The 23,234-nt window shown below is 36.4% G+C and carries 21 protein-coding genes; 18 read left to right on the top strand and 3 right to left on the bottom strand.

The annotated features are described in order from the left end of the window. Window positions 1-180: 180 nt before the first annotated feature. From HNS38_RS16860 to HNS38_RS16850, 3 genes are read right to left on the bottom strand one after another with little or no spacing between them, the layout of a single operon-like run. On the bottom strand, window positions 181-2,181 hold the full coding sequence (locus HNS38_RS16860) for a sugar-binding protein (protein ID WP_172346791.1): 2,001 nt from the start codon (window positions 2,179-2,181) through the stop codon (window positions 181-183). A 16-nt stretch (window positions 2,182-2,197) separates the two neighbouring features. Continuing rightward, window positions 2,198-3,346, bottom strand: coding sequence for a DUF819 family protein (locus HNS38_RS16855; protein ID WP_172346790.1), 1,149 nt, complete (start codon window positions 3,344-3,346; stop codon window positions 2,198-2,200). Between the two features lie 53 nt (window positions 3,347-3,399). Next, a complete protein-coding gene (locus HNS38_RS16850; protein ID WP_172346789.1) occupies window positions 3,400-3,969 on the bottom strand; it encodes a hypothetical protein in 570 nt (189 codons plus the stop codon). Between the two features lie 237 nt (window positions 3,970-4,206). Here HNS38_RS16850 and mnmE point away from each other — a divergent pair, with 237 nt between their 5' ends. The 18 genes from mnmE to HNS38_RS16760 form a co-directional block, all read left to right on the top strand. Continuing rightward, complete coding sequence (gene mnmE / locus HNS38_RS16845; protein WP_172346788.1) at window positions 4,207-5,607, top strand: tRNA uridine-5-carboxymethylaminomethyl(34) synthesis GTPase MnmE; 1,401 nt, start codon at window positions 4,207-4,209, stop codon at window positions 5,605-5,607. Between the two features lie 214 nt (window positions 5,608-5,821). Continuing rightward, complete coding sequence (locus tag HNS38_RS16840) at window positions 5,822-6,190, top strand: AlpA family transcriptional regulator (protein ID WP_172346787.1); 369 nt, start codon at window positions 5,822-5,824, stop codon at window positions 6,188-6,190. Continuing rightward, window positions 6,187-7,281 carry a site-specific integrase gene (locus HNS38_RS16835; protein ID WP_172346786.1) on the top strand — a complete coding sequence of 365 codons (1,095 nt, stop codon included), beginning with the start codon at window positions 6,187-6,189 and terminating at the stop codon, window positions 7,279-7,281. Before HNS38_RS16840 ends, HNS38_RS16835 begins: the two co-directional genes overlap by 4 nt. Then, a complete protein-coding gene (locus HNS38_RS16830; RefSeq protein ID WP_172346785.1) occupies window positions 7,278-8,303 on the top strand; it encodes a DUF6617 family protein in 1,026 nt (341 codons plus the stop codon). Before HNS38_RS16835 ends, HNS38_RS16830 begins: the two co-directional genes overlap by 4 nt. A gap of 201 nt (window positions 8,304-8,504) precedes the next feature. Then, window positions 8,505-8,804, top strand: a complete 300-nt coding sequence (locus HNS38_RS16825) for a helix-turn-helix domain-containing protein (RefSeq protein ID WP_172346784.1) — start codon at window positions 8,505-8,507, stop codon at window positions 8,802-8,804. After that, on the top strand, window positions 8,801-9,094 hold the full coding sequence (locus HNS38_RS16820) for a helix-turn-helix domain-containing protein (RefSeq protein ID WP_172346783.1): 294 nt from the start codon (window positions 8,801-8,803) through the stop codon (window positions 9,092-9,094). Before HNS38_RS16825 ends, HNS38_RS16820 begins: the two co-directional genes overlap by 4 nt. Beyond that, entirely contained in the window at window positions 9,084-10,016 is a 933-nt protein-coding gene (locus HNS38_RS16815; protein WP_172346782.1) for a BT4734/BF3469 family protein, read from the top strand. Before HNS38_RS16820 ends, HNS38_RS16815 begins: the two co-directional genes overlap by 11 nt. Continuing rightward, on the top strand, window positions 10,016-11,791 hold the full coding sequence (locus HNS38_RS16810) for a DUF3987 domain-containing protein (RefSeq protein WP_172346781.1): 1,776 nt from the start codon (window positions 10,016-10,018) through the stop codon (window positions 11,789-11,791). The genes HNS38_RS16815 and HNS38_RS16810 overlap by 1 nt, the downstream gene beginning before the upstream one ends. A gap of 114 nt (window positions 11,792-11,905) precedes the next feature. Continuing rightward, complete coding sequence (locus HNS38_RS16805; RefSeq protein ID WP_172346780.1) at window positions 11,906-12,190, top strand: helix-turn-helix domain-containing protein; 285 nt, start codon at window positions 11,906-11,908, stop codon at window positions 12,188-12,190. Window positions 12,191-12,200: 10 nt separating this feature from the next. Beyond that, a complete protein-coding gene (locus tag HNS38_RS16800; RefSeq protein WP_172346779.1) occupies window positions 12,201-14,312 on the top strand; it encodes a class I SAM-dependent DNA methyltransferase in 2,112 nt (703 codons plus the stop codon). Window positions 14,313-14,314: 2 nt separating this feature from the next. Further along, window positions 14,315-15,613, top strand: a complete 1,299-nt coding sequence (locus HNS38_RS16795) for a restriction endonuclease subunit S (RefSeq protein WP_172346778.1) — start codon at window positions 14,315-14,317, stop codon at window positions 15,611-15,613. 2 nt (window positions 15,614-15,615) lie between these two features. Then, window positions 15,616-16,509 carry an FRG domain-containing protein gene (locus tag HNS38_RS16790; protein ID WP_172346777.1) on the top strand — a complete coding sequence of 298 codons (894 nt, stop codon included), beginning with the start codon at window positions 15,616-15,618 and terminating at the stop codon, window positions 16,507-16,509. 5 nt (window positions 16,510-16,514) lie between these two features. Beyond that, window positions 16,515-19,589: a type I restriction endonuclease subunit R gene (locus tag HNS38_RS16785; protein ID WP_172346776.1), complete on the top strand. Its 3,075-nt coding sequence runs from the start codon at window positions 16,515-16,517 to the stop codon at window positions 19,587-19,589. 11 nt (window positions 19,590-19,600) lie between these two features. Further along, window positions 19,601-20,050 carry a hypothetical protein gene (locus HNS38_RS16780; protein ID WP_172346775.1) on the top strand — a complete coding sequence of 150 codons (450 nt, stop codon included), beginning with the start codon at window positions 19,601-19,603 and terminating at the stop codon, window positions 20,048-20,050. Window positions 20,051-20,076: 26 nt separating this feature from the next. Further along, on the top strand, window positions 20,077-20,361 hold the full coding sequence (locus tag HNS38_RS16775; RefSeq protein WP_172346774.1) for a hypothetical protein: 285 nt from the start codon (window positions 20,077-20,079) through the stop codon (window positions 20,359-20,361). Window positions 20,362-20,415: 54 nt separating this feature from the next. Further along, complete coding sequence (locus tag HNS38_RS16770; protein ID WP_172346773.1) at window positions 20,416-21,084, top strand: hypothetical protein; 669 nt, start codon at window positions 20,416-20,418, stop codon at window positions 21,082-21,084. Then, a complete protein-coding gene (locus HNS38_RS16765; protein WP_172346772.1) occupies window positions 21,084-21,989 on the top strand; it encodes a DUF5655 domain-containing protein in 906 nt (301 codons plus the stop codon). Before HNS38_RS16770 ends, HNS38_RS16765 begins: the two co-directional genes overlap by 1 nt. Window positions 21,990-22,009: 20 nt before the next feature. Continuing rightward, window positions 22,010-23,234: ATP-binding protein (locus tag HNS38_RS16760; RefSeq protein ID WP_172346771.1), on the top strand; the 1,225-nt coding region annotated here is incomplete at its 3' end.

The following is a 23,234-nucleotide window of genomic DNA, read 5'->3' as shown; positions in this document are numbered from 1 at the left end:
CTGGGTACTGGGTACTGGGTACTGGGTACTGGGTACTGGGTACTGGGTACTGGGTACTGGGTGCTGGGTGCTGGGTGCTGGGTACTGGGTGCTGGGTGCTGGGTGCTGGGTGCTGGGCTTGGGGAACAGTCCAACTATTCAAGCATTCAAGCATTCGAACATTAACTCATTAAATCAATACTACTCCACCCACAGCCCCTGCTTTTTAATGGCCTTACGAATGGCCTTTTTATGGTGTTCTTTCATTCCCCAATAATCGAAGAATGAAATACCGCTTGCTCCTCCTTTAAAGGCAGCCGCTATACTTTTTGTCAATTGTTTTTCTTCTTTACAATCCACTAAATATAATCCACAGAAGATATTTTGATGAGGGAAATACTCTCGACTAACTTCCATTCTTTTTTGAATCCAATCTGTTCCTGCTTCATAAAAACCATTATAAACCATAGGGAAATAGGCATCGAGATTCCACCTTCCCCAGTCTTGCCTAACCATGGTTCTCGACATATTTGGGTCTGGAAAAACAGCTGCTGTTAGTTGAATTTCTTTACTAGAGAATTGATGAGCCAAACCATTTACAATTCCAGTAACCTGATCCATCCTAAATTGCTGCCACAGAGAATCGTGAGCATAATCGGGAATTGATTTGGGATTCTTCCCATATTTCATCTCAAACTTTCTGAGCATTTCGGGATGATAACCATAATCAAACGCTGGCAAAATATCATCTTGAATCAAATCGTATTTGGGCAATAAACCCGAAGGAAGAAAAACATCCACATAGCGAATATAATCCAGATGTATCCCATCGATGCCTTCTATTCTTCGTAATTCATTTACCTTATTCTCAATAAATTTCTTAGTCTCTGGCAATGCAGGACACATAAACTTATAATAGCCCACATAGGCTTGTTCTTCGGCCAAGGACTTTCCCAAATCATTAACACTCATCAATTCTGCTGGGGCATCTCCCCTATTCATGGCCCACATCCAAATATGCAACTGCAATTCATATTTCTTGGCTAAAGGAACGAGCATTCGAGCCGATTCGGAGGAGGTACTTAATAATAATCCCCGAATACCCATATCATTAATCTCCTCAAATATAAGCTCCCATTCTGCATAAGAAAGTTCTTTATGGCCGCTCATCCAAATCCAGAACTTCGGAGTCTTTTTATCCTTTTCTAACCAAATCCTCCCCTTCTCGTTGACCCTCCATACCTGCTCGTCCACTTCTTTTTGATAGATGGTCCGATATCCTTGAGAAAGCATTTCGACACCCTCCTCTTTTCCTGGCCAAGTATCAGAATAGGATTGATGTCTCTTCCAATATGCACGTTGAAAATCATAAGCCTGCATGAGACTTAATCTGACACCCCACTCCTGCTCACTCATGAATGCTATTTCAGGATTTTCCTCATCCTCAAAATAACATTGCCCCCAATATTCTGGTCTATGAATATTAATTTGCCATGTTGGCGACCACACCCAATTGTCTTCTCGCTGTTTCTTCTTCACATATTTTCCATCCACTATATTTGTTTGCCATTGCACTCTACTAAAGTTTACATTCCAAACGTCGCCAGGCTCTATGTTTCCAGTCAATTGATGAATAGGAATAGCTATCTCTATGGTCCAAGCAGAATCCACATTTCCGCTAGGCTCATTTAAACTTCCAAGAATATGAATCTCATGTTGCAATCCTTTACAATTCCAGGCATTATCAGGAGTAACAGAATCTCGATAGGGCTGATCTAAATATAAATCCCATTTCTTATTCAATGCATTAAACTCAAACTCAAAATAATGATGATGATCGCGATTTACATCAATAAAAACTTCAAAATCATTATCGTAATACATGACTTTCTCATCCTCCTCAATATGCGCCCAAATATGATTCTCCTCCAAATAAGCCGCAATAAATAATAGGCTATCACTCCATAACATCTTCATCTTGGTAGGCTGATTGGGCTTTGGAAATTCTGGGCCTTGAATATCTTGAAATTCACCAGACCATTCTACCCTTTCCCATGCTGACTCATCAATAATTCCATCAATTATCATTTCAGAAGAATTTACTTTCTGACTGATAAAATGAGGTGGCCTTTGAATATCCTGAGAATAAACTTTGGATACTAATATACTGAATACAATGAGGAGGAATACGATTTTTTTCATTTCAGAGAATTGAATCTTATAAAAACTGAAGAATTTCACCTACAATAAATCCCAGATAATTCCCTACGGCATAACCTATTAAACCAACTGTAATCCCTGGCACCAACATATTTCTATTATTGATGACACTACTAACTACAGGCACAAATGGTGGGCTACAGATTAATGCGGTGGAAGTTATCATTAAGGTATCCACATCGGTTTTGGTAAAACGACTGATGATGCTTTGTAAGGCTAAGGAACCAAAAATCACAAAGGCAGGGTAATAAATCAGGTCTAGGCTAGCAGATACCAATTCTTTCAAATTGACCATACTGGCCACAGAAACACTGAATACTAAAATGAAATACATACCCAAATCGAAGGATTTATCTATTTTATTCACCCCCGGAATAAAAGTGGCTGAGAGCGCCAAAGTACTTAAAGACAATATGACGACAATCATAAAATACTCCTCAGGCAACAGACTGGCCAACCCTGCCGAAACAGCCAATATCAAAACCGCCAAACCAAATACCTTCATCAATGGCCAAAAGGAATTACGATTGAATATCTTATCAAAAACCTCCTCATCATCGCCATGAACTTCCTTGCTTCCTTCTGGATGTTTAAAAGCCGGAAGAAACAACCTAAAAAACTTCTGGCCAATGGTAATCAAGAATAAAAAGTATAAAGTTGAGAAAACCATATCATAGGAATGTACCACCAAATAGGTTTCATTGGATACATCGAGCATGGCTTTTAAGGAAGCCAAATTGGGAGTTCCTCCAGTATACACACCAATCAATAAAGCACCCACTTTCCAAAAGCCTTCATCTTCTTCAGGTTTAAAAAGAAAGTAACCAATAAACACCATCAATACTACACTTATCAAACCAACAATCAAAGCCATAAAAGTAGGACCCGCCAAACTAAACCATTCTTTTATCTTGGTGGGAAACAATAGAAGTGGAATGGCAATGGGGACAGAAGCACTGGTCATAATATCTTGAATCTGGGCACTTCCTTCGGGCAAAAACCCTAACAAACTCATGGCAATCCCTATTCCGTAGGCTACTACAATAGAGCCTAACTTTTTAACGATGGATGATTTTTTGGTCAGATAGAGAATGATAGCTGGTGCGAGTAGATAAAAGAATCCTAAGAGTATTAAAGATATATCCATAAATAATATTTGCGCTAAAATAGGAAAAATTGATTGTTCGGCAATATTTTATATCATCCCACAAAAGCCGATTTATGCCATATCACTTCCTTGAAAATCAATTTTTCCCCGACAGCTGACGCTTCGGTACAGCATCGTTCCGACCCAAGGGGAGCTTGATTTCCAAGGAGTACCGCTTTAAATATTAGGATAAACGTTGTTTTATCATCTATGGTAATCAGCCTAACCTGCTCCATCGGATTTGCAATCGATGACATCAGCATCTCATTTTTTATAACCGGATTATAAATTCGCTCTAGCTTGGTTTTATACCATATCACTTCCTTGAAAATCAATTTTTCCACGACAGCTGACGCTTCGGTACAGCATCGTTCCGACCCAAGGGGAGCTTGATTTCCAAGGAGTACCGCTTTAAATATTAGGATAAACGTTGTTTTATCATCTATGGTAATCAGCCTAACCTGCTCCATCGGATTTGCAATCGATGACATCAGCATCTCATTTTTTATAACCGGATTATAAATTCGCTCTAGCTTGGTTTTATACCATATCACTTCCTTGAAAATCAATTTTTCCCAGACCCCAAGGGGAGCTTGATTTCCAAGGAGTCCAGCTTTTATCATAAGAATAAGCTATATTTTATCATCTGCGTTAATCAGTGTAATCCGCGTCCGTCAGGGAAATCCATGAACGCTATTTTTCTTTATTTGAATGAAATCGCAATACAATAATACCTAGTTTATTGTTTTTTTTGTTTGCCCCAAACCCTAAAGCGAGCAAAAAAAACTAAACATAGCATTTTCCTGAAATCAATGTTCCAAGCTATGCTGAAAATGAATATTTTTGTAAAAAATAAGCTCATGTTACAGAACCTCATCAAGCAAGATACTATTTGTGCTCCAGCTACGGCTTCCGGAAGCGGTGCTATCGCTGTTATTCGTGTATCGGGTCCTCAGTCCTTTCAAATTGCTGACCAAATTTTCACCGCTTATGATGGGCTCAAAAGCCTTAAAGATGCAGATGGCTATACCATCCACTTTGGAAAAATCGCCACCAAAGAACAAATCATTGATGAGGTATTGGTGAGTGTTTTTAAAAACCCAAAATCCTACACCGGCGAAGACTCTTTAGAGATTTCTTGTCATGGTTCCACTTATATTCAGGAGCAAATATTAGAACTATTAAGAGCCAATGGCTGTAGATATGCCGATGCTGGGGAATTTACCATGCGCGCTTTTATGAATGGTAAGTTCGACCTTTCGCAAGCCGAAGCTGTGGCCGACCTCATTGCTTCTAATTCTGCTTCCTCACATCAGGTGGCTATGAAACAAATGAGAGGAGGCTTTTCTCATCAGATTAAAGAGCTCCGAAAAGAGTTAGTGGATTTTGCTTCCTTACTAGAGTTAGAGCTTGACTTTAGCGAAGAAGATGTTGAATTTGCAGACAGAGGAAAGTTTTACGACTTATTGGCGAGAATTAAAGGAGAAGTCCAAAAGCTCATTGCTTCTTTCAAGCTTGGCAATGTGATGAAGCATGGAATCCCTGTAGCTATTATTGGAAAACCCAATGCCGGAAAATCCACCCTCCTCAATAGGATTCTTCAAGAGGAAAAAGCCATTGTCTCTGATATTCCCGGTACCACTCGTGACGCCATTGAGGATACTATTATTATAGATGGCTTTGCTTTTAGGTTTATAGATACGGCTGGATTAAGAGACTCCTCCGATAAAATTGAAAATATAGGCATAGAGAAAACCTATGAGAAGATCAATCAGTCCCAGGTAATACTCTATGTTTGTGATATGACCAAATCTTCACCGGAGGAGCTCAAGGAAAGCATCGCCGATTTCCAGGAGCATATTGACGACGAAAACAAACAATTCATCATCATAGGAAATAAGACGGACGAGTTGGAGAGTCTTCCCTCCCACTTCACCGACTATGTAGATCTGGAAACCATTTTCATCTCAGCCAAGCGCAATGAGAACATCCACCTCATCGCTGAGAAGCTGGTCAAAAGTGTTAAGGAGCTCAATCTTCAAGATTCCACCATAGTGACCAATGCCCGCCACGTAGACATCCTCCACAAGGTAGAAGAAAGCATTATGCAAGTGGAACAAGCTTTAGACAATGAAATACCCACCGACCTCATCGCCATAGATATCCGCCAAGCTTTGCATTATTTGGGTGAGATTACTGGCGAAATTACTACTGACGAGTTGCTGGGGAATATCTTTGGGAAATTTTGTATCGGAAAGTAAACCTCTTTCCTATATTTGTTATTACCCTTCATTTACTGCACTTTATAGAGTTTTATTTTCTTTTATTTGTTGCCCATTTGCTCTTTTTTGTTTATTTTTGTTGTACAGTTGTTGCCCAAGAACCCAAATTTGTTGCCCGACAACAAAACTGGTGAAATGATGGCAGTAATTGACAGCTTATGACAGTAATAGACACTTAAAGGCAGTTGATGGCATGAGTAGCAAAATTGAAGTTCAAAAAATATGTGAGTTTTGCGGTGAAGAATTTATCGCTAAAACTACTGTGACCCGTTTCTGTGGTCATACATGTGCTTCAAGATCCTATAAGCAACGTAAGAAAGAAAACAAGGTTGGCAGAGCCATTGAAGAAACCAACAAACAAAAAATCCTTTCTATTACTGAATTGAATCAGGAAGTAATTAAACAGAAAGATTTTCTATCCATTAAAGAAGCTCATACCCTATTGGGATTAAGTGAGCGAACATTCTACAGGCTTATGAAAGCCGGAACCATTCAAGCTACCAAACTTGGTAAGCGTACCATTATTAAACGTTCTGAAATCGATAAACTCTTTGCATCATGAAAGTAACCCTACGTCAACGAAACAAAAACGGCAAGATCAGCCTTTACCTTGATTACTACGACAAAGGCAAACGTAAGTATGAATATTTAAGGATTTATCTAATTGAGAAGCCCCGAACTTCAGAAGAAAGATCCTTTAATAAAAAGACTCAACAACTAGGGGAAAGTATCAGAGCCAAAAGACAATTGGAGCTTCAAAACGGTATTTATGGTTTTAACGATACTGAAAAGATCAATTCAATATTCCTGACCTATTTTGAATTACTGGCAGAAAAAAGAAGGGATTCAGACGGAAATTACGGGAACTGGATGAGTGCATTAAAACACATGAAAAACTGGGATAAATCAAATGTCCGCTTTGCTGACATTGATAATGAATGGCTGGAAGATTTAAAATATTACTTCGTACACGAAGCCAAAACCAAACAAAAAAAGAATCTTTCTAAAAACTCCTGTGTGTCCTATTTTAATAAAGTTAGGGCAGCATTAAAGGAAGCTGTAAAGGATGGTATAATTTTCCGCAATCCTGCCGAAAACGTTGAAGGCATAAAAGAAGCTGAAACACAAAGAGAGTTTTTAACCTTAGAAGAATTAAAAAAAGCAGTGAAAACCCATTGCGAAATCGAAGTAGTAAAAAACGCTTTCATATTTAGCGCACTTACAGGGCTTCGCTTCTCAGACATTGAAAAACTTACTTGGTCTGAAATTCAGCGTTCAGATGAAAACGGCTATTACATTAGGTTTAAACAGAAAAAAACCAAAGGACAAGAAACCCTCCCCATGTCGGATGATGCCCTTCAATTTATGGGTGAACGAAAAGAGGGTGATAAAAAGGTATTTGATGAATTAACCTATAGCGATTACAATAATGCCAAAATCCGTGAATGGATGATTCGTGCCGGAGTCGAAAAGCATATTACTTTCCACTGTGCACGTCATACCTATGCTACGCTTCAATTAACTTTAGGAACTGACATTTACACGGTTTCCAAATTGCTTGGACACAAGAGCCTTAAAACTACCGAAGTGTATGCCAAAATTATTGACCAGAAGAAAAAAGAAGCCGCCAACCGCATAAAACTTGACCTATGAAAAACGCATTAGAATTATACAACGATATTTTATTCCTGAATCATCGCCCCTGGTTATTCGGAAAACAATCTGACACAAAATTCAAACAACTAATATCTGAAGTTAAAAAGGAATATTATTCAACTCAGCCCAATTATGAAATTGACTTTATCAAGCCACTTTCAAATATCCGCAAATACTACCATGTAATTATTGAACATGAAGCAATAAGGTATTTAAACGATCTACATTCAGATGTTTCCGAAGCATTAAATAAAAATGAAAAATCATATTTGGTACATTTTGCATTAACCAAAACGTTCTCACAAAAAATAAAAGAAACGGCACAGGTTATTCAGGAAAGAAATTATTCCCCGGAACAGTTCGATTTAAGCAAGCAAAGCAAACCAATAGATAATTCACATGCTGATGAATCTTACATACTCCACCTTCTTAAACATCAGATGGCAAGATTGATTATGGAGGTACAGGATTCATATACTGATCTTTTAAAAGATGATCCTCTATCACAAGAGGAAATCTATTACAAATACTTCAATGAAGCTGCCCCCGTAATTTCTTTTATTATTGAGGCTGAAAACTACCCGAATACAAACCAAATTATCCAATCAAAAGAGAAAGAAGATAAACCAACCTTTAATGCCATTAGGGAAGATATAAGAGAGGCAAACAAGAATATACACTCCTATTCCCAATTAGTAAAGAATCCTTCACGATTTGCTCAGATTGAAGAAGGGCTTTTTGAAAATGGCTTAATCAATGAGAATTATGTATTTTCTGATGAATACGGAAAAAAGAAATACTTAGCTGCATTCTATCATCAATTAATAAGAAAGGGCTATTTTAATAAGCGCATCTTTCCTGAAAACATTGAAGCCAAAGACCTTTTTATTAGAAAATTTTTAGACCACAGGTACAATACAGATGTTGATAAGCAATTTCGTAACTGGGACAATAATCGGGATGAACTATTAAAATTCATAGAAAAAGACTACTGGCTAGACAAAATTTCACCTTGTTAGAATTGCGGTAATTTGCTGTCAATTTTCCGAATCAAATTACCACTCCACTTTCCAAATTCTTCTTTTACTGGTATTTACAGTTTCCAGAATTACCACTCGTTAGGCAACCAAAAATCCTGACCTAAATTCGCTATGTCTTTGATAATCAAAGATGACTTTAGCGCTGAAGTCCATTTGTCGAATTTATAATTCATAAGAAAAATGGACGAAATTATTAAACGTCTTGAACGACTGGAAAGGCTAATTGAGAGCCAAAGTATCAACACGAAAGAAGTTTTAAACTTCAATGAAACATGCAAGTATTTGGAGCTTTCGCAATCTCATTTGTACAAGCTTACAAGTAGCGGAGCTGTACCCCATTACAAACCTAATGGGAAGAAAATTTATTTCAACCGTCAGGAATTGGACACTTGGTTGCTTCGCAACCGTGCCAGCTCTAAAGAAGAAATAGAACAAGAGGCAGCCGATTATCTGGTTAAAAATGGGAGGGTGAAGCTATGAACGAGTTAATTGATTTAATGCTGAAACTCTCTCAGGAGATAAAGACCATAAAAGCATATCTGGAAGTCTTTCAAAAAACACGCGTGGAGAAATTCAATGAAGCATGGATTGACGGACAGGATGTAATGCAAGTATTGCACATCAGTAAAAGAACCTTGCAATCCCTTCGGGATAGCGGGGTTCTCCCCTACAGCCGCTTAAATGGCAAATTCTACTACAAGCTTTCTGATATAGAAAACATCCTTGAATCCAATTATTCAATCTTAAAATCTGGAAGTCATGGAAATTAGCAGAAAAGCCATTTTATATAAAACGCACTACGGATTAAATATTTATTCTCATGTGCTACGACACTACTATCCAGATGAAACAGTCCTTTCCCTTTCGGGAAGGGTCTGTAAACCTGCCAAAAATCCATTTAACGAAAACAAGTTTTCATTAATGGTTTCTGTTGTTGATAATTGTGCCAGGCACACCGACACTGAAAATAGCATCCCCGATGGTGATGTATTCGACTTTGCAAAACTGCACTTCAAAAAAGAAGGTCAGGAATTACACGAAATGATAAATAATGAACTTCATTTACACATTGGAGAAGAAAGGAATTTCTACGGACATAAAAGCATTCCAGAAACAACAGAGGAGACCCAAGAGGTTCAAAAACCTAGAATCCGAATACCTCAATGTAGTTATTTCAAACATCCCGTTTCAAATATCATTCCGTCAAAAACAATAAATCTGACAGAAGTATTCAACTTCATCCGTGGTGATTCATTTGCTGCATGCACAAGTACACTTCGCAACATTGAAGATGTTAAGGAAGCCCGTAAATACAAAGCCTACAACTTTGATTATGTAACCTTTTCAGGCACATTCTCAAAGAGAAATGATAAAGCTTTGCTTTCTCATTCCGGCTTACTGACCATTGATATTGACCACATTTCAAATATTGACTCCTTGAAAGATTCTCTTTTGCAAGATCAATATTTTGAAACCGAACTGTTGTTTATCTCTCCATCTGGCGATGGCTTGAAATGGATAATTCCTATTGATATAAGCAAAGCGAAACATCAGGACTTTTTTAAAGCCGTTTCAAATTACATCCGACAAACTTATCAATTGGAAGTTGACCAATCGGGCAAGGACATATCAAGAGCCTGTTTCATTCCGCATGATGCAGCAGTTTACATTAATCCCAAATATTTACAATAATGGATAAAAAAACGTTTAATCCGTTGGAATGGTTAGAGCAACCAAACCAACAAACCATAAATATAGATACAGAGCCAAAAGTATCAGCAACAACAAATAATGTAACTGAAGTTGAAGTTCAAGGGCTGAATCAGATTGAAGAGATCATTCAGCAAATCGAAAACAAACAAATTGATATTGCCACCGCTTACAGCGATTGGCGTAATATCGGATTTGCTTTTGCTGATGAATTTGGCGAAAACGGAAGAGATTTTTTTCACCGGATTAGTCGCTTTTATTCTGACTATTCAACCACTGAATGCGACCATCAGTTTGATAATTGCTTGAAAGCAAAAGGTCAAGGTGTTTCTTTGAAAACCTTTTTCTTTCATGCGAAACAGGCAGGTATTCCCATTAGCAACCAAAAACAGGAACCTGATAATGAATCTGAGAAAGTTCCTCATTTCCCTGAATCCTTATATACTCAACTTCCTGATTTCCTAAAACGTGTAGTTCAAATTTGTACTTCAAACGAAGAAAGGGACATTATGCTTTTAGGCTCACTGGTAACACTTAGTGCATGTTTACCTAAAATTCATGGAATATATGATGGAAAGCGAGTTTTTGCAAACCTATACCTTTTCATAACTGCCCAGGCATCGGCTGGTAAAGGTCGTTTAGTACACTGCAAGCAACTCGTTAAGCCAATTCACAAAGCACTACGGGAACAGGCACGGTTGATAAAGCAGGAATATGAAATAGAACTGTCTGATTACAACTCAAAAAAGGGTAAGGAAGAAGGAGTTGAAAAGCCGAATAAACCACAGGAAAAAATGTTGTTTATTCCTGCCAATAACAGCACTACAGGAGTTTTTCAATTGCTTTCTGATAATGATGGAAAAGGCTTAATTTTTGAAACCGAAGGTGATACACTTTCACAAGCATTTAAGAGCGACTACGGCAATTACAGCGATGGTTTCCGAAAAGCATTTCATCATGAAACTATTTCGTATTACAGACGAACCGACCGGGAATATGTTGACATTGAAAGCCCAAGCCTTTCAACTGTTCTTTCAGGCACTCCAAAACAAATATCAAGCTTGATACCCAATGCTGAAAACGGCTTATTCAGCCGTTTTATTTTCTATTATATGAATATAAATCCTGTTTGGAAAGATGTATTTGCAATAACCTCAGCCAAGGGTTTGGACGATTATTTCGATGAATTGGGAAACGAATTTCATGAGCTTTATAAATCTTTAATGGCAAACCCTGAGATTCAATTCTGCCTTTCGGCAGACCAGCAATCACAGTTCAATGATTTCTTTGCACATGTGCAAACGAAATACATTGCCATTCAGGGATTAGATTATATGGCAACCGTAAGGCGTTTAGGTTTGGTTGCTTTTCGTATGGCAATGGTATTATCAGTTTTAAGAATTTTTGAGACAGGAGATTTGCCGGAACAAATCATTTGCGAGGAGCAAGACTTTCAGTCTGCTCTTGAAATGATTAAAATATTAGTTCAACATTCAAGCAAAGTGTTTTCTGAACTTCCTGAAGATGTTAAGCCACAAAAACGCTCCAACAGGAAAGAAAGATTTTTGGAGCAATTACCTTTAAATTTCAACAGACAGAAATACCTTGATGTGGCAAATTCCCTATCAATACCTTATAAGACGGCAGAAGGTTACATAACTGAGTTTTACAAAAAGGGATTGATTCACCGTGAAAGCCAGGATCAATATATTAATCTAACTAAGGAAACTCAGGATTCTAAGGATGTTAAGGCTTAGTTTCCTTAACTTCCTGAATCTCCTTGAAAACCTAAAAAAAGTTTTTCTTCTATTATGTTGTTGATTATTTATTTTTAGTAAATTTGACAATATTGTCTAAACAATTAATATCAAATGAAAAGTGTAGAATTTGGAGCTTATATTAAAGCCCAACGGGAAGAGAAACGAATACCTCAACGAATTGTAGCACACGCACTAAATGTAGATACAAGTACGTTGTCGAAAATGGAATTAGGTGAAAGACAAATACTAATTTCTCAGGTAAAACCTTTATCAGAAATATTAAACATTGATTTTAAAGCATTGCAGATAAAGTACATTTCTGATAATATCATTTCTGATTTTTCAGGGCAACCTTATTTGAAAGAAGCATTAAAAATTACTGAACAAAAAATTTAGAACCAAACATATGACATCAGAGACTCATCGCCAAATGGCGAATTTCATTTGGGATATTTGCAATCTGCTTAGAGGACCATACAAACGCAACGAATACAGAAAAGTAATTTTACCGCTTACCGTACTTAGGCGATTTGACTGCATTTTAGAATCAACCAAGCAGGACGCTTTAGCTGAACATAGTAAGTTAAAAGGAAAGGCAGAGAGTATCATTAAAGCTAAAATGGAACAAGTGACAGGGGTGAAGTTTTACAATCTTTCCAAACTCGAATTTTCCACTTTATTAGACGATGCCAACCAGATTGCACCAAATCTCAACAGTTATATCAATAACTTTTCATCCAATGTTCGTGACATTTTCGACCGTTTTGAGTTTGAAGATGAAATACGCAAAATGGCTGAAAAGAATATTCTTTATCAGGTATTAAAAAAGTTTTCAAAAATTGACCTTTCCCCGGAAAGAATCGATAATATTCAAATGGGTTACATTTTTGAAGAGTTAATACGGATAGGTGCTGAACAATCAAACGAAGAAGCCGGAGAACATTTCACCCCTCGTGAAGTAATTAAACTGATGGTTGATTTATTGCTTTCCCCCGAAGAAGATTTAGCTGAAGGTTACAAGGTAAAAAAGATTTATGACCCTGCTTGTGGCACAGGTGGTATGCTTTCGGAAGCAGAACAATACTTAAAGCAACTCAATGAAGATTCTCAACCTCATTTGTATGGGCAGGACTGGAACGATGAAGCCTGGGCAATTTGTCGTTCGGATATGTTGATTAAAAAACACGATGAAGAAAAAATTCAATTAGGCGATTCATTTACTAAAGATGCATATGCAGGGGAAAAATTCGACTATATGTTGGCAAATCCCCCTTTTGGAGTCTCATGGAAACAGCAAGAAAAATTTATAAAACGGGAATCTGAAGTTTTGGGGTACAATGGCAGATTTGGTGCAGGCTTACCCCGGGTTAATGATGGTGCATTACTATTCTTGCAACATATGATTTCTAAAATGGAGACTGTTGATGATGGAGGAAGTCGTATTGCTATTGTTTTCAATGGCTCTCCTTTATTTACTGGTGATGCTGGTGGCGGAGAATCTGAAATCAGACGTTGGATAATCGAAAATGATTGGCTGGAAGCTATTGTTGCTATGCCTGATCAGTTGTTTTATAATACTGGTATTTCAACATACATATGGGTTGTTACTAATAAAAAAGTAAAAGAGCGGAAAGGAAAGATCCAATTGATAGATGCCCGCAATTTCTGGATTCCAATGCGGAAAAGCCTGGGCAAAAAACGCAAGCAAATTGGTGATGCTGAAGATAAACACCCCAATCAGATTGGCGAGATAACAACTATTTACGGAAACTTCATTAATGATGAAACCCGAACCTTTAAAATCAAGGAAAATGGCAATGGTGAAGAAAAAGAGAGGGAATTAATTGTTTGTAAAGTATTCGACAACGAGGATTTTGGCTACAATAAAATTACTGTTGACAGACCTCTTCGCCTAAACTTTCAGGCATGTGAAGAACGTATCGCATTGTTGGATGGAATTTCTGCTTTTCAAAATATTGCAAGTAGTAAAAAGAAAGATGAAAATTTGCGTATTAAAGAAGTTGAAGCTGGTGAACAACGACAGGAAACCATCCGTGTATTGCTTAAAGATTTAGGAAAAGCAAAAAATGAAAGGCCATATAAAGACCGAAAATCCTTCCTGATAGATTTAAGGGAAATTGACCGGACTAAAGAAGTTAAACTTAATGCAAATGAACTTAAAGCGATATTAGAAGCCTTAGGCGAAAGAGACGAAACAGCCGAAATATGCAGAGATAAAAAAGGGAATCCTGAACCAGACCCCTTATTAAGAGACACGGAAATAGTGCCCTTAAAAGAAAGTATAGAAGATTATTTTGAAATAGAAGTTTTGCCCCATATATCTGATGCATGGATTGACCATTCTAAAACTAAAATTGGATATGAAATCCCTCTAAACAAACTTTTTTACAAATATGAGCCTCCTAGGGAATTGCATATTATTAAGGATGAGCTAAAAGGATTGGAACAAGATATTTTAGAACTCCTAGTCCAAGTAACTAAAAACGGAGAGGTCTAAAAATGGAATATCCAAAATATAATGAATATCTCGATAGCACTATTGATTGGTTGGGAAGAGTTCCGAACCATTGGATTGTAAAAAAAATAAAATGGGACAGTGCTGTATTAAGGGGTGCCTCACCTCGTCCTATTGACGATCCAGCTTTTTTTGATGATAATGGCAAATATGCTTGGGTTAGAATTGCTGACGTCACAGCTTCTGGCAAACATCTTGAGAAAACAACTCAAAGGCTTTCTAAGCTAGGAGCGTCTCTTAGTGTAAAAATTAAACCTGAAAATATATTCCTAAGTATAGCTGGTTCCGTAGGAAAACCTTGCATTTCAAAAATTGATTGTTGTATTCATGATGGTTTTGTTTATTTCCCATACCTAAAAATAAATCATAATTTTCTATATTATATTTTTGCAAGCGGTGAGCCTTATAAAGGCCTTGGTAAATTTGGCACTCAATTAAATCTAAACACAGAAACAGTTGGTTCTATTAGTATTGCTATTCCATCTGAAACAGAACAAGAATCAATTATCAGATTTTTAGACAAAGAAACCACCCGAATCAATAATCTAATTGAGAAAAAACTAAATCTTATCCACACCCTTAACGAAAACCGGATAGCAATAATTTCGCATGCTGTTACCAAAGGATTAAATGAAATTGTTCATTTAAAGTCAAGTGAAGTTGATTGGTTGGAAAATGTTCCAGAACACTGGAAAGAAAAGGCATTAAAATATACTTGTACCTTAAATGATAAAGCATTAGCTGAAACAACAGATCCTGAATATGTAATCAATTATGTAGATATAGGAAGCATTGATAAAACCAAAGGGATTATAAAAAAGGAACAGTATCTTTTTGATGAAGCTCCATCTAGGGCGAGAAGGATTGTTCAAGATGGGGATATTCTTGTTTCAACAGTCCGCACATATTTAAGAGCTATTGCACCAGTCATTAATCCAGAAGAAAACCTGATAGTTTCTACTGGTTTTGCAGTTGTTAGACCACGCAAAATCGATTCAGATTATTTGTCGTTTCTACTTCGTTCAAAATATTTTGTAGAAAAGGTAGTCTCTCTGTCAGTAGGTGTTAGTTATCCTGCAATTAACGCATCTGTATTAGCAAGAATTAAAATACCTATTCCTCCAACAGAGGAACAAAAAGAGATTACTCAATATTTGAAGAAAGAAACAGAATCCATTGATAAAATAGTCGGATTAACAGAAAAGCATATAGATAAACTCAAAGAGTACAAAACTGCTATAATATCAGCAGCAGTTACAGGAAAAATAAAAGTATCAGAATAACCATGAGCGCTGAATTTAGAATATCATCATTTGAAGAGTTTTTATCTGTCATTAAAGACGAATTAACTCTAAAACGTCCCTACTACCGGGGGCAATCAAAAAGAAACATTGATGGTTATCCATTAATGCCTTCCATTGGGCGATTTAAACATTTAAAAAACAAAGCCTTATCAGAGTTTTATGATTTCGAATGTGGCATATTAGACACTTTTGCAAATCATGTAGTCGGACAGGTAAATCATTTACCTCGCAACGATTGGGAATATCTGGCACTAGCTCAACATCATGGTTTGCCCTCACGCTTTATGGATTGGACTACTAATCCATTAGTCGCTCTATATTTTGCCTCTCGAAACGCTAAACCAGATACAGACAGTGCCATTTATGTATTAACAAAGGAAGTAGTTAAATACAATGAAATAATACGAAATGGCGAGAACAAACATAAAGATATTGAGCCGGTTGGTGATTTAACTACAGGGTTAAAAACAGAAGAAGATGATGACCCTTATAAAGATTTTGAGTTAGATGAAAGTGTAGAAACAGCTCATGAAGCAGAAGGAGAATTTAATCCCTTACCTTCAACAAACAAATTCAATTTATTGAAAGAGGATGTTAAATCACCATTTGATATTTCTCAAAACATTATTTATGACCCTGCTCATGTTTCACCTCGAATAAGAGCTCAAGATGGAGTGTTTTTAGCTTGCCACCATCCACTTGACCCCATTGATGATAATGATTACATTGAAATTATTATTAAACACGAAAAGAACAATCATAAAAAGATTTGCAAACAATTGGAGCAGTACGGAGTATTCGATAAACAACTTTTTCCTGATTTGGATGGTATGGCGAAATGGTTAAAATATAAAGAATTTGAAACAGTAGTGTAATTGATATGAAAGCAACTACCGAAAAAGCATTTGAAACTTACATTGAAGAAAGTTTACTTTATAAAGGAGGCTGGAATCAAGGAACCAATAAAGAGTGGGATAAAAAGTATGCTTTATTTCCCAAAAGAATAATTTCATTTATTAGGGATACCCAAGAGAAGCTTTACCTTAAAATGCAACAACTGCATGGAGATGAATTAGATGAAAAAATCATCTCGACCTTAATAAAAGAAAGGAATTTAAAGGGAACGCTTCATGTTTTAAGACATGGATTTCGTTTTTTCGGTAAAACTATTGATATGGCTTATTTTAAGCCTGCACACACCCTCAATGCTGAGGTAATTGCTCTTTATGAAAAAAACCATCTTACCGTTACTCGTCAGGTTTTATGCCATACGGTAAATAATGATACCATTGATTTAGTGTTTTCCATAAATGGATTGCCTGTTGCCACTTGTGAATTAAAGAATCCTGCTACAGGTCAAAATTGGAAAAATGCAGTTGCTCAATATAGAAAAGACAGAGATTGGCGAATGCCTCTATTCAGGTTTAAAACTTCTGCAGTAGTTCATTTTGCCGCTGATACCGATGAAATTCATATGACAACACATTTAAGAGGGGAAAAGACGTTCTTTTTACCTTTTAATAGAGGTAGTCATCCGGGAGAAATAAAATGTGGGGCAGGTAATCCACAGCATAAATCAGGACATCGAACAGGCTATTTCTGGGAAGAGGTTTTACAGCATGATAATTTTCTAGAAATTATCGGGCATTTTATGTTTCTCGAAACCAAAGAAGAAACGAGATTAGATGAGAAAGGATTCAAACAGAAATACACCAAGGAAACACTTATATTCCCTCGGTTTCATCAATTGGATTCAGTTAAAAAACTTGTTAAAACCAGCCGCATTGATAGAACAGGACACAACTATCTTATTCAGCATTCTGCTGGTAGTGGAAAAACAAATAGTATTAGTTGGCTTTCCCACCGTTTAGCCAGCTTGCATACTTCTGCTGATGAAAAGATTTTTGATTGCGTAGTTGTAATTACAGATAGGAAAGTTTTAGACAGGCAATTGCAAGATGCAATTTACCAAATAGAACATGCTCAGGGAGTTGTTAAAGCAATTGACCAGGATTCAAAGCAATTGGCAGAAGCATTGGTTGATGGGACTAAAATTGTAATCACCACTTTGCAAAAATTTCCATTTGTATTGAAAGGTCTATTACATGTTGCTGGTGCCGACAATCTGGATAAACCAGATGCGGAATCAATTAAACAAGCCGAGGATTGGAAAGCTCAAATTGCTGCTCGCAATTATGCGATTATTGTGGATGAAGCACACTCAAGCCAAACGGGCGAAACTGCCAGAGAATTAAAAGAAATTTTAGGAGCAGGAACCGACATCGATTCTGATGAAGGTGAAACAGATTGGGAAGACCGATTAAATCAAGTAATGGAATCAAGAGGAAAGCAAAAGAATATCAGCTTTTTTGCTTTTACTGCTACTCCAAAAGGAAAAACATTACAGCTTTTTGGTAAAAACGATGAGCCCTTTCATGTCTATTCCATGCGTCAGGCAATACAAGAAGGATTTATTTTAAATGTACTTGAAAACTATACCACGTACGATACTTTCTACAGACTGGTGAAATCTGTTGAAGATGACCCTGAACTACCTAAAAAGAAAGCTACAAAAGCGTTAGGTAAGTTTATGAGCCTTCATCCTGTAAATGTTGAGCAACGCACTGAAATAATGGTAGAGCATTTCAGAAATTTAGTAAAAAAACGTATTAACGGAAAAGCTAAAGCAATGCTGGTAACCAATTCCCGTTTACATGCCGTAAGATACATGCTTGCTTTCCAGCGATATATTGAGAAAAATAACTACACCGACATTCGCCCATTGGTAGCGTTTAGCGGTAAAGTTCTAGACCCTGATTCAGGATTAGAATTTACTGAACCTGGTATGAATACAGATGTTGTTACAGGAAAACCGATAAGCGAAAGTCAATTACCAGAGAAATTTGACACGCCCGATTTTCAAATATTATTAGTAGCCAACAAATACCAAACAGGTTTCGATCAACCACTTTTACATACCATGTATGTAGATAAACGATTAGACGGTGTTCAGGCTGTTCAAACCTTATCCAGGTTAAATCGGATTAGTCCAGGAAAAGAAACGCCTTTTGTATTGGATTTTGTAAACAGTGCAGAAGATATTTATAAAGCATTTAAACCCTATTACGACCAAACTTCATTACAAGAATCTACTGATCCTCAATTGTTGGAAACCATTAAACATGAGCTTAATGCCATGCAGGTTTATTTTTGGTCAGAAGTGGAAGCATTTGCTCAGGTATTTTATAAGGATATTAATAAACAAAATCCAACAGACCATGCCCGAATGCAAAAACATATACAACCAGCAGTTGACAGGTACAAATCCTTAGTAGAAGAAAAAGCGAAATTATTCAGAGATAAGATAACATCTTTTGTAAGTGCTTATGCCTTTCTAAGTCAGATAATTCCTTATGGTGATTCTGATATGGAAATGCTTTATAGCTTTAGTAGATTCCTACTTCCTCATTTACCACGTGAACGAGACTATGAAATTATTAAACCCGAAGATGATGTTAGCCTACAGTATTATCGAATTGAAAGAGTTACTTCAGGCGCAATAGTATTGGAGGACGGCGAACCTTATGGAATAAAGGGAATTACTGAATCAGGAACGGGTAAGGCTGAAGATGAAAAGAAACCTTTGTCAGAAATCATTGAAGTATTAAATACAAAATTTGGCACTGAGTTCTCGGATGAGGATAGGTTGTTTTTTGAACAGATAAAGGAAAAAGCAATGAAAGACGATAAAATCGTTCAGACAGCCGAAGCCAATACATTAGATAAATTTCAATTAGGAATTAAAAAGCTAATCGAAAACCTAATGATTCAAAGAATGGCTGAAAATGATGAAATCGTTTCCCGTTACATGGAAGACATTGACTTTCAAAAAGCTGCCTATGGGGTTCTGTCAGAGGAAATATATAAGAAAATTTTAAGTAATGTAAACGAATAAACCAAGCTAATATGAAAAAAGCATTTATATATGTAGGACATGCAAATTGGGGTAAGTCATTTGCATTAAAACAAATAACCAATGGTAGCAGTCGTAAGAAAACTGCACAAATAAATGATAAATGGGTTTGGGTTCGTAAAATGTCTAATGATGATGATCCTGCGGGGCTTCTTGCATTTTCAAAAACCATTCCGTCCAAATGGTATGAAAACTTCATCTTAGCTTATTGCCCTAATCATGAACATGATCAGGGAGCAATGGATATTTTAAATACATTACAAGAATCTTGCGAACTATACTTTTTTATTCAAGAAATTAAATTCAGTGATCCGTCTCAATCAATTCCTGAGACTGAAATATCATTTTTACGGCAGATTGGGACAGTTCAAATCTTACCGGGTCATAATCATGACACAGTTAGAGCCGAACAATTTCTGTCATTTATAAAACAACATATATAGACATTAAAACTAATAAAATTCAAATCATGGCATCATCTTCAATAATCAAAATGGGCAACGATGAGTTTATTCTCTATATCCGAAAAACCTCAGATTGCAAAACGCATACAAATGTATTGGGTAGTCAAATTTCCAAATGGTTCAAATCGCAGGCGATTGAACCTAAGGACAGAGATGTTAAATGTTTTTGGGAAATCCATGGGGCAAGTATCGATGAAGAGATATTACCCAAAACAGCAGCACAATTTGAATTTGACAGAGCTATTTTACCAGAATTGTACAGTTATTTAGATAAATTAAAGAATCAATAATTTGGGTTTTTAAGGTTAACTTTTACGAAACATTCTAGTCGTTAAAATATTAAAATGGAATTATCAGAGCAGCAATATAATGCACAATTTAAGGATACTACCTCCAAAAAAGAGGTTTTATCAAAACAAAAGGAAGCTCTTGAAAGAGCCTGGAAGAACCGTGATTTTGAAATAGAACTCTATTGGAAAAGAGCAACCTATTTTTGGGGATTTATTGCAGCGGCATTTGCAGGATATTTTATCATAGTCCGTTCGGACAATGATTTTGTTCAGGCGGAGTATATTGTTATAAGTCTAGGATTTGTTTTTTCTCTTGCATGGTACTTTGCTAATATTGGAAGCAAAAAATGGCAGGAAAATTGGGAAAAGCACATAGATATGTTAGAAGATGAAATAACAGGAGCTATATACAAAACTGTACTTGACAAACCAGCGTACTCAGTTTCGAAAGTTAATATAAGAGTAAGCCAATTTGTTGTACTTATTTGGGTGCTACTTGCAATTAACTATTGGATTCAACACATTTCATTTACTGGCACCTATAGTGACATCGATTATATTACAATCGCTTTCACTGGTCTTACTTTGTATTTTTCATTTATTATGAGACGGGAGAAAAAAGTTTCTATAAGAGATGTTGGAAAGAATAAGAAAGGAGAAGCCACATTTTCATTTTCATTACGAAAATTTGAATATATAAACCCTCAAAACAATCAAGAATAATGTCAATTTACGCCAATAATAAAGGAAAACTAAACCAGATAAAAGAAAAACCTTTTAAACTGGAAAAAGAAATTCAAAACCTCTTTGAAGAAAATCTAAATACGATTATGGGGCTTGAATTGATTAAGTCTGAGTTTTCAATTAAAAACAAGCGGATTGACACATTGGCGTATGATTCCCAAACCAATGCTTTCATAATCATTGAATATAAAAGGGATAAAAATATCAGTGTTGTTGACCAGGGATTTACTTACCTCAGTCTAATGCTTGAAAACAAAGCCGATTTCATTGTTGAATACAATGAATCGTTAAAAAGGCAACTAAAACGTGATGAAGTGGATTGGTCACAAACAAGGGTTGTTTTTGTCTCAACCAGTTTTACAGAAAATCAGAAGTTGGCAACCAATTTCAAGGATATTGCCATTGAGTTGTGGGAAATAAAACGATATGAAAACAATTCCGTTTCAATCACCCCAATAAAAAAATCAAGGTCAGCTGAAAGCATTAAACCCATTACAGAGCAAAACAAAAAACTGAAAGCAGTACAGGCAGAAATCAAGGTATATACAGAAGAAGAACACTTAATTAAACCCATTGAAGAAATTAAAGAACTCTATGAGACTCTGAGAAGTAGAATTGTGGAATTAACAAGCGATGTAGAGGTTGTACCTCAGAAAATCTATATTGCTTTCAAAAAGGAAAAAAAGAACTTCGTTTACATCCACTTACAAAAGAAGAATATTAAAATCTGGTTAAATGCCAAGTGGGGTGAAATAGATGAATCAAAAGGAATCGCCTACGATGTTTCAAATAAAGGTCATTATGGATATGGTGATTATGAGGTTGATATGAAAGATGATTCACAACTGGAATATATTTTGAGTTTAATCAAGCAAACTATCTAAAAATTATTTTCACTAATTATATGACGAAATTATCCGAAATATTGCAACAACCCGAAGGCAGGCGGCTTGAACTGAAAGTCGAACTTCCTACGAATGCTGACTTGGCTAAAACTATTGTCAGCTTTGCTAATGATGCCGGAGGTGAATTTTATCTAGGCATTCAAGATAAACCAAGGGAAGTAATCGGATTGGATGAAGACCAATTAATTGAATTAGAAGAAAAAATAAGCAATATTGTTCATGACCAATGTGCTCCCGTTGTCCTACCTGAAATTTCATTTCTCAGGCATGAAGACAAACATATAATTAAAACTCAAATTCATAAAGGAAGCGCACCACCTTATCACCTTAAAAATAAAGGTGTTAAAAATGGGACATATTTCCGTGTTGGGTCTTCCAACCGTCAGGCATCGGCTGAAATGATTGCTGAGCTGGAAAGACAAAAGCAAAACATCTCCTTCGATAGCGAACTGGTTTATAAAAAATCTACTGATGAGGTTAATATTAAATCATTTGAAGAACTATTTTTAGAAAAAACAGGAGAAGAACTTACAAAACAAGTGTTATCTAAACTTGAACTATTTAAAGCTGAGCAGGGAAAAGAACTTCCAACTAATGCGATGATTCTATTATCTGATGATGAATTGCGGAAACAACAATTCCCATATTGTAAGGTAGAATGTGCAAGATTTAAAGGAACAGTGCCCGGTAACTTTATTGACCAGAAAACAATTGATACCAATGTGAGTCTACAAGCTGAACAAGCCTATCAGTTTGTATTACGTCATATTTCTGAAAGTTCAACTGATTATACTGGTGTTTATCGTAATGACCGTTGGGAGTATCCTATTATTGCAATTCGTGAAGTTATCAGAAATGCCGTGATTCATAGGGACTATTCAATGAGTGGCAAAGACATTAAAATTGCCATATTCGATGACAAGGTTGAAATAACCAGCCCGGGCAAGCTTATGCCTTCTGTTGATTTTAGTGATATGGATTCCGGACAGTCCGACATCCGAAATAAAATATTAGCACCCGTATTTAAACGCCTCGGAATTATTGAACAATGGGGCAATGGATTAAAGCTAATTGCAGAAGAACTTGAAATATATCCTGAAATAGAACTATCATGGAAAGAACCAGGAATAGCTTTTAGAGTGGTATTTACTAACAAAAACTATAAGCTGCAGCAGGAGTTACAGCAGGAGTTACAGCAGGAGTTACAGCAGGAGTTACAGCAGG

It is taken from the genome of Lentimicrobium sp. L6 (assembly GCF_013166655.1).
Classification (GTDB): Bacteria; Bacteroidota; Bacteroidia; order Bacteroidales; family UBA12170; genus UBA12170.
This window is presented reverse-complemented; position numbering and strand designations above follow the sequence as displayed.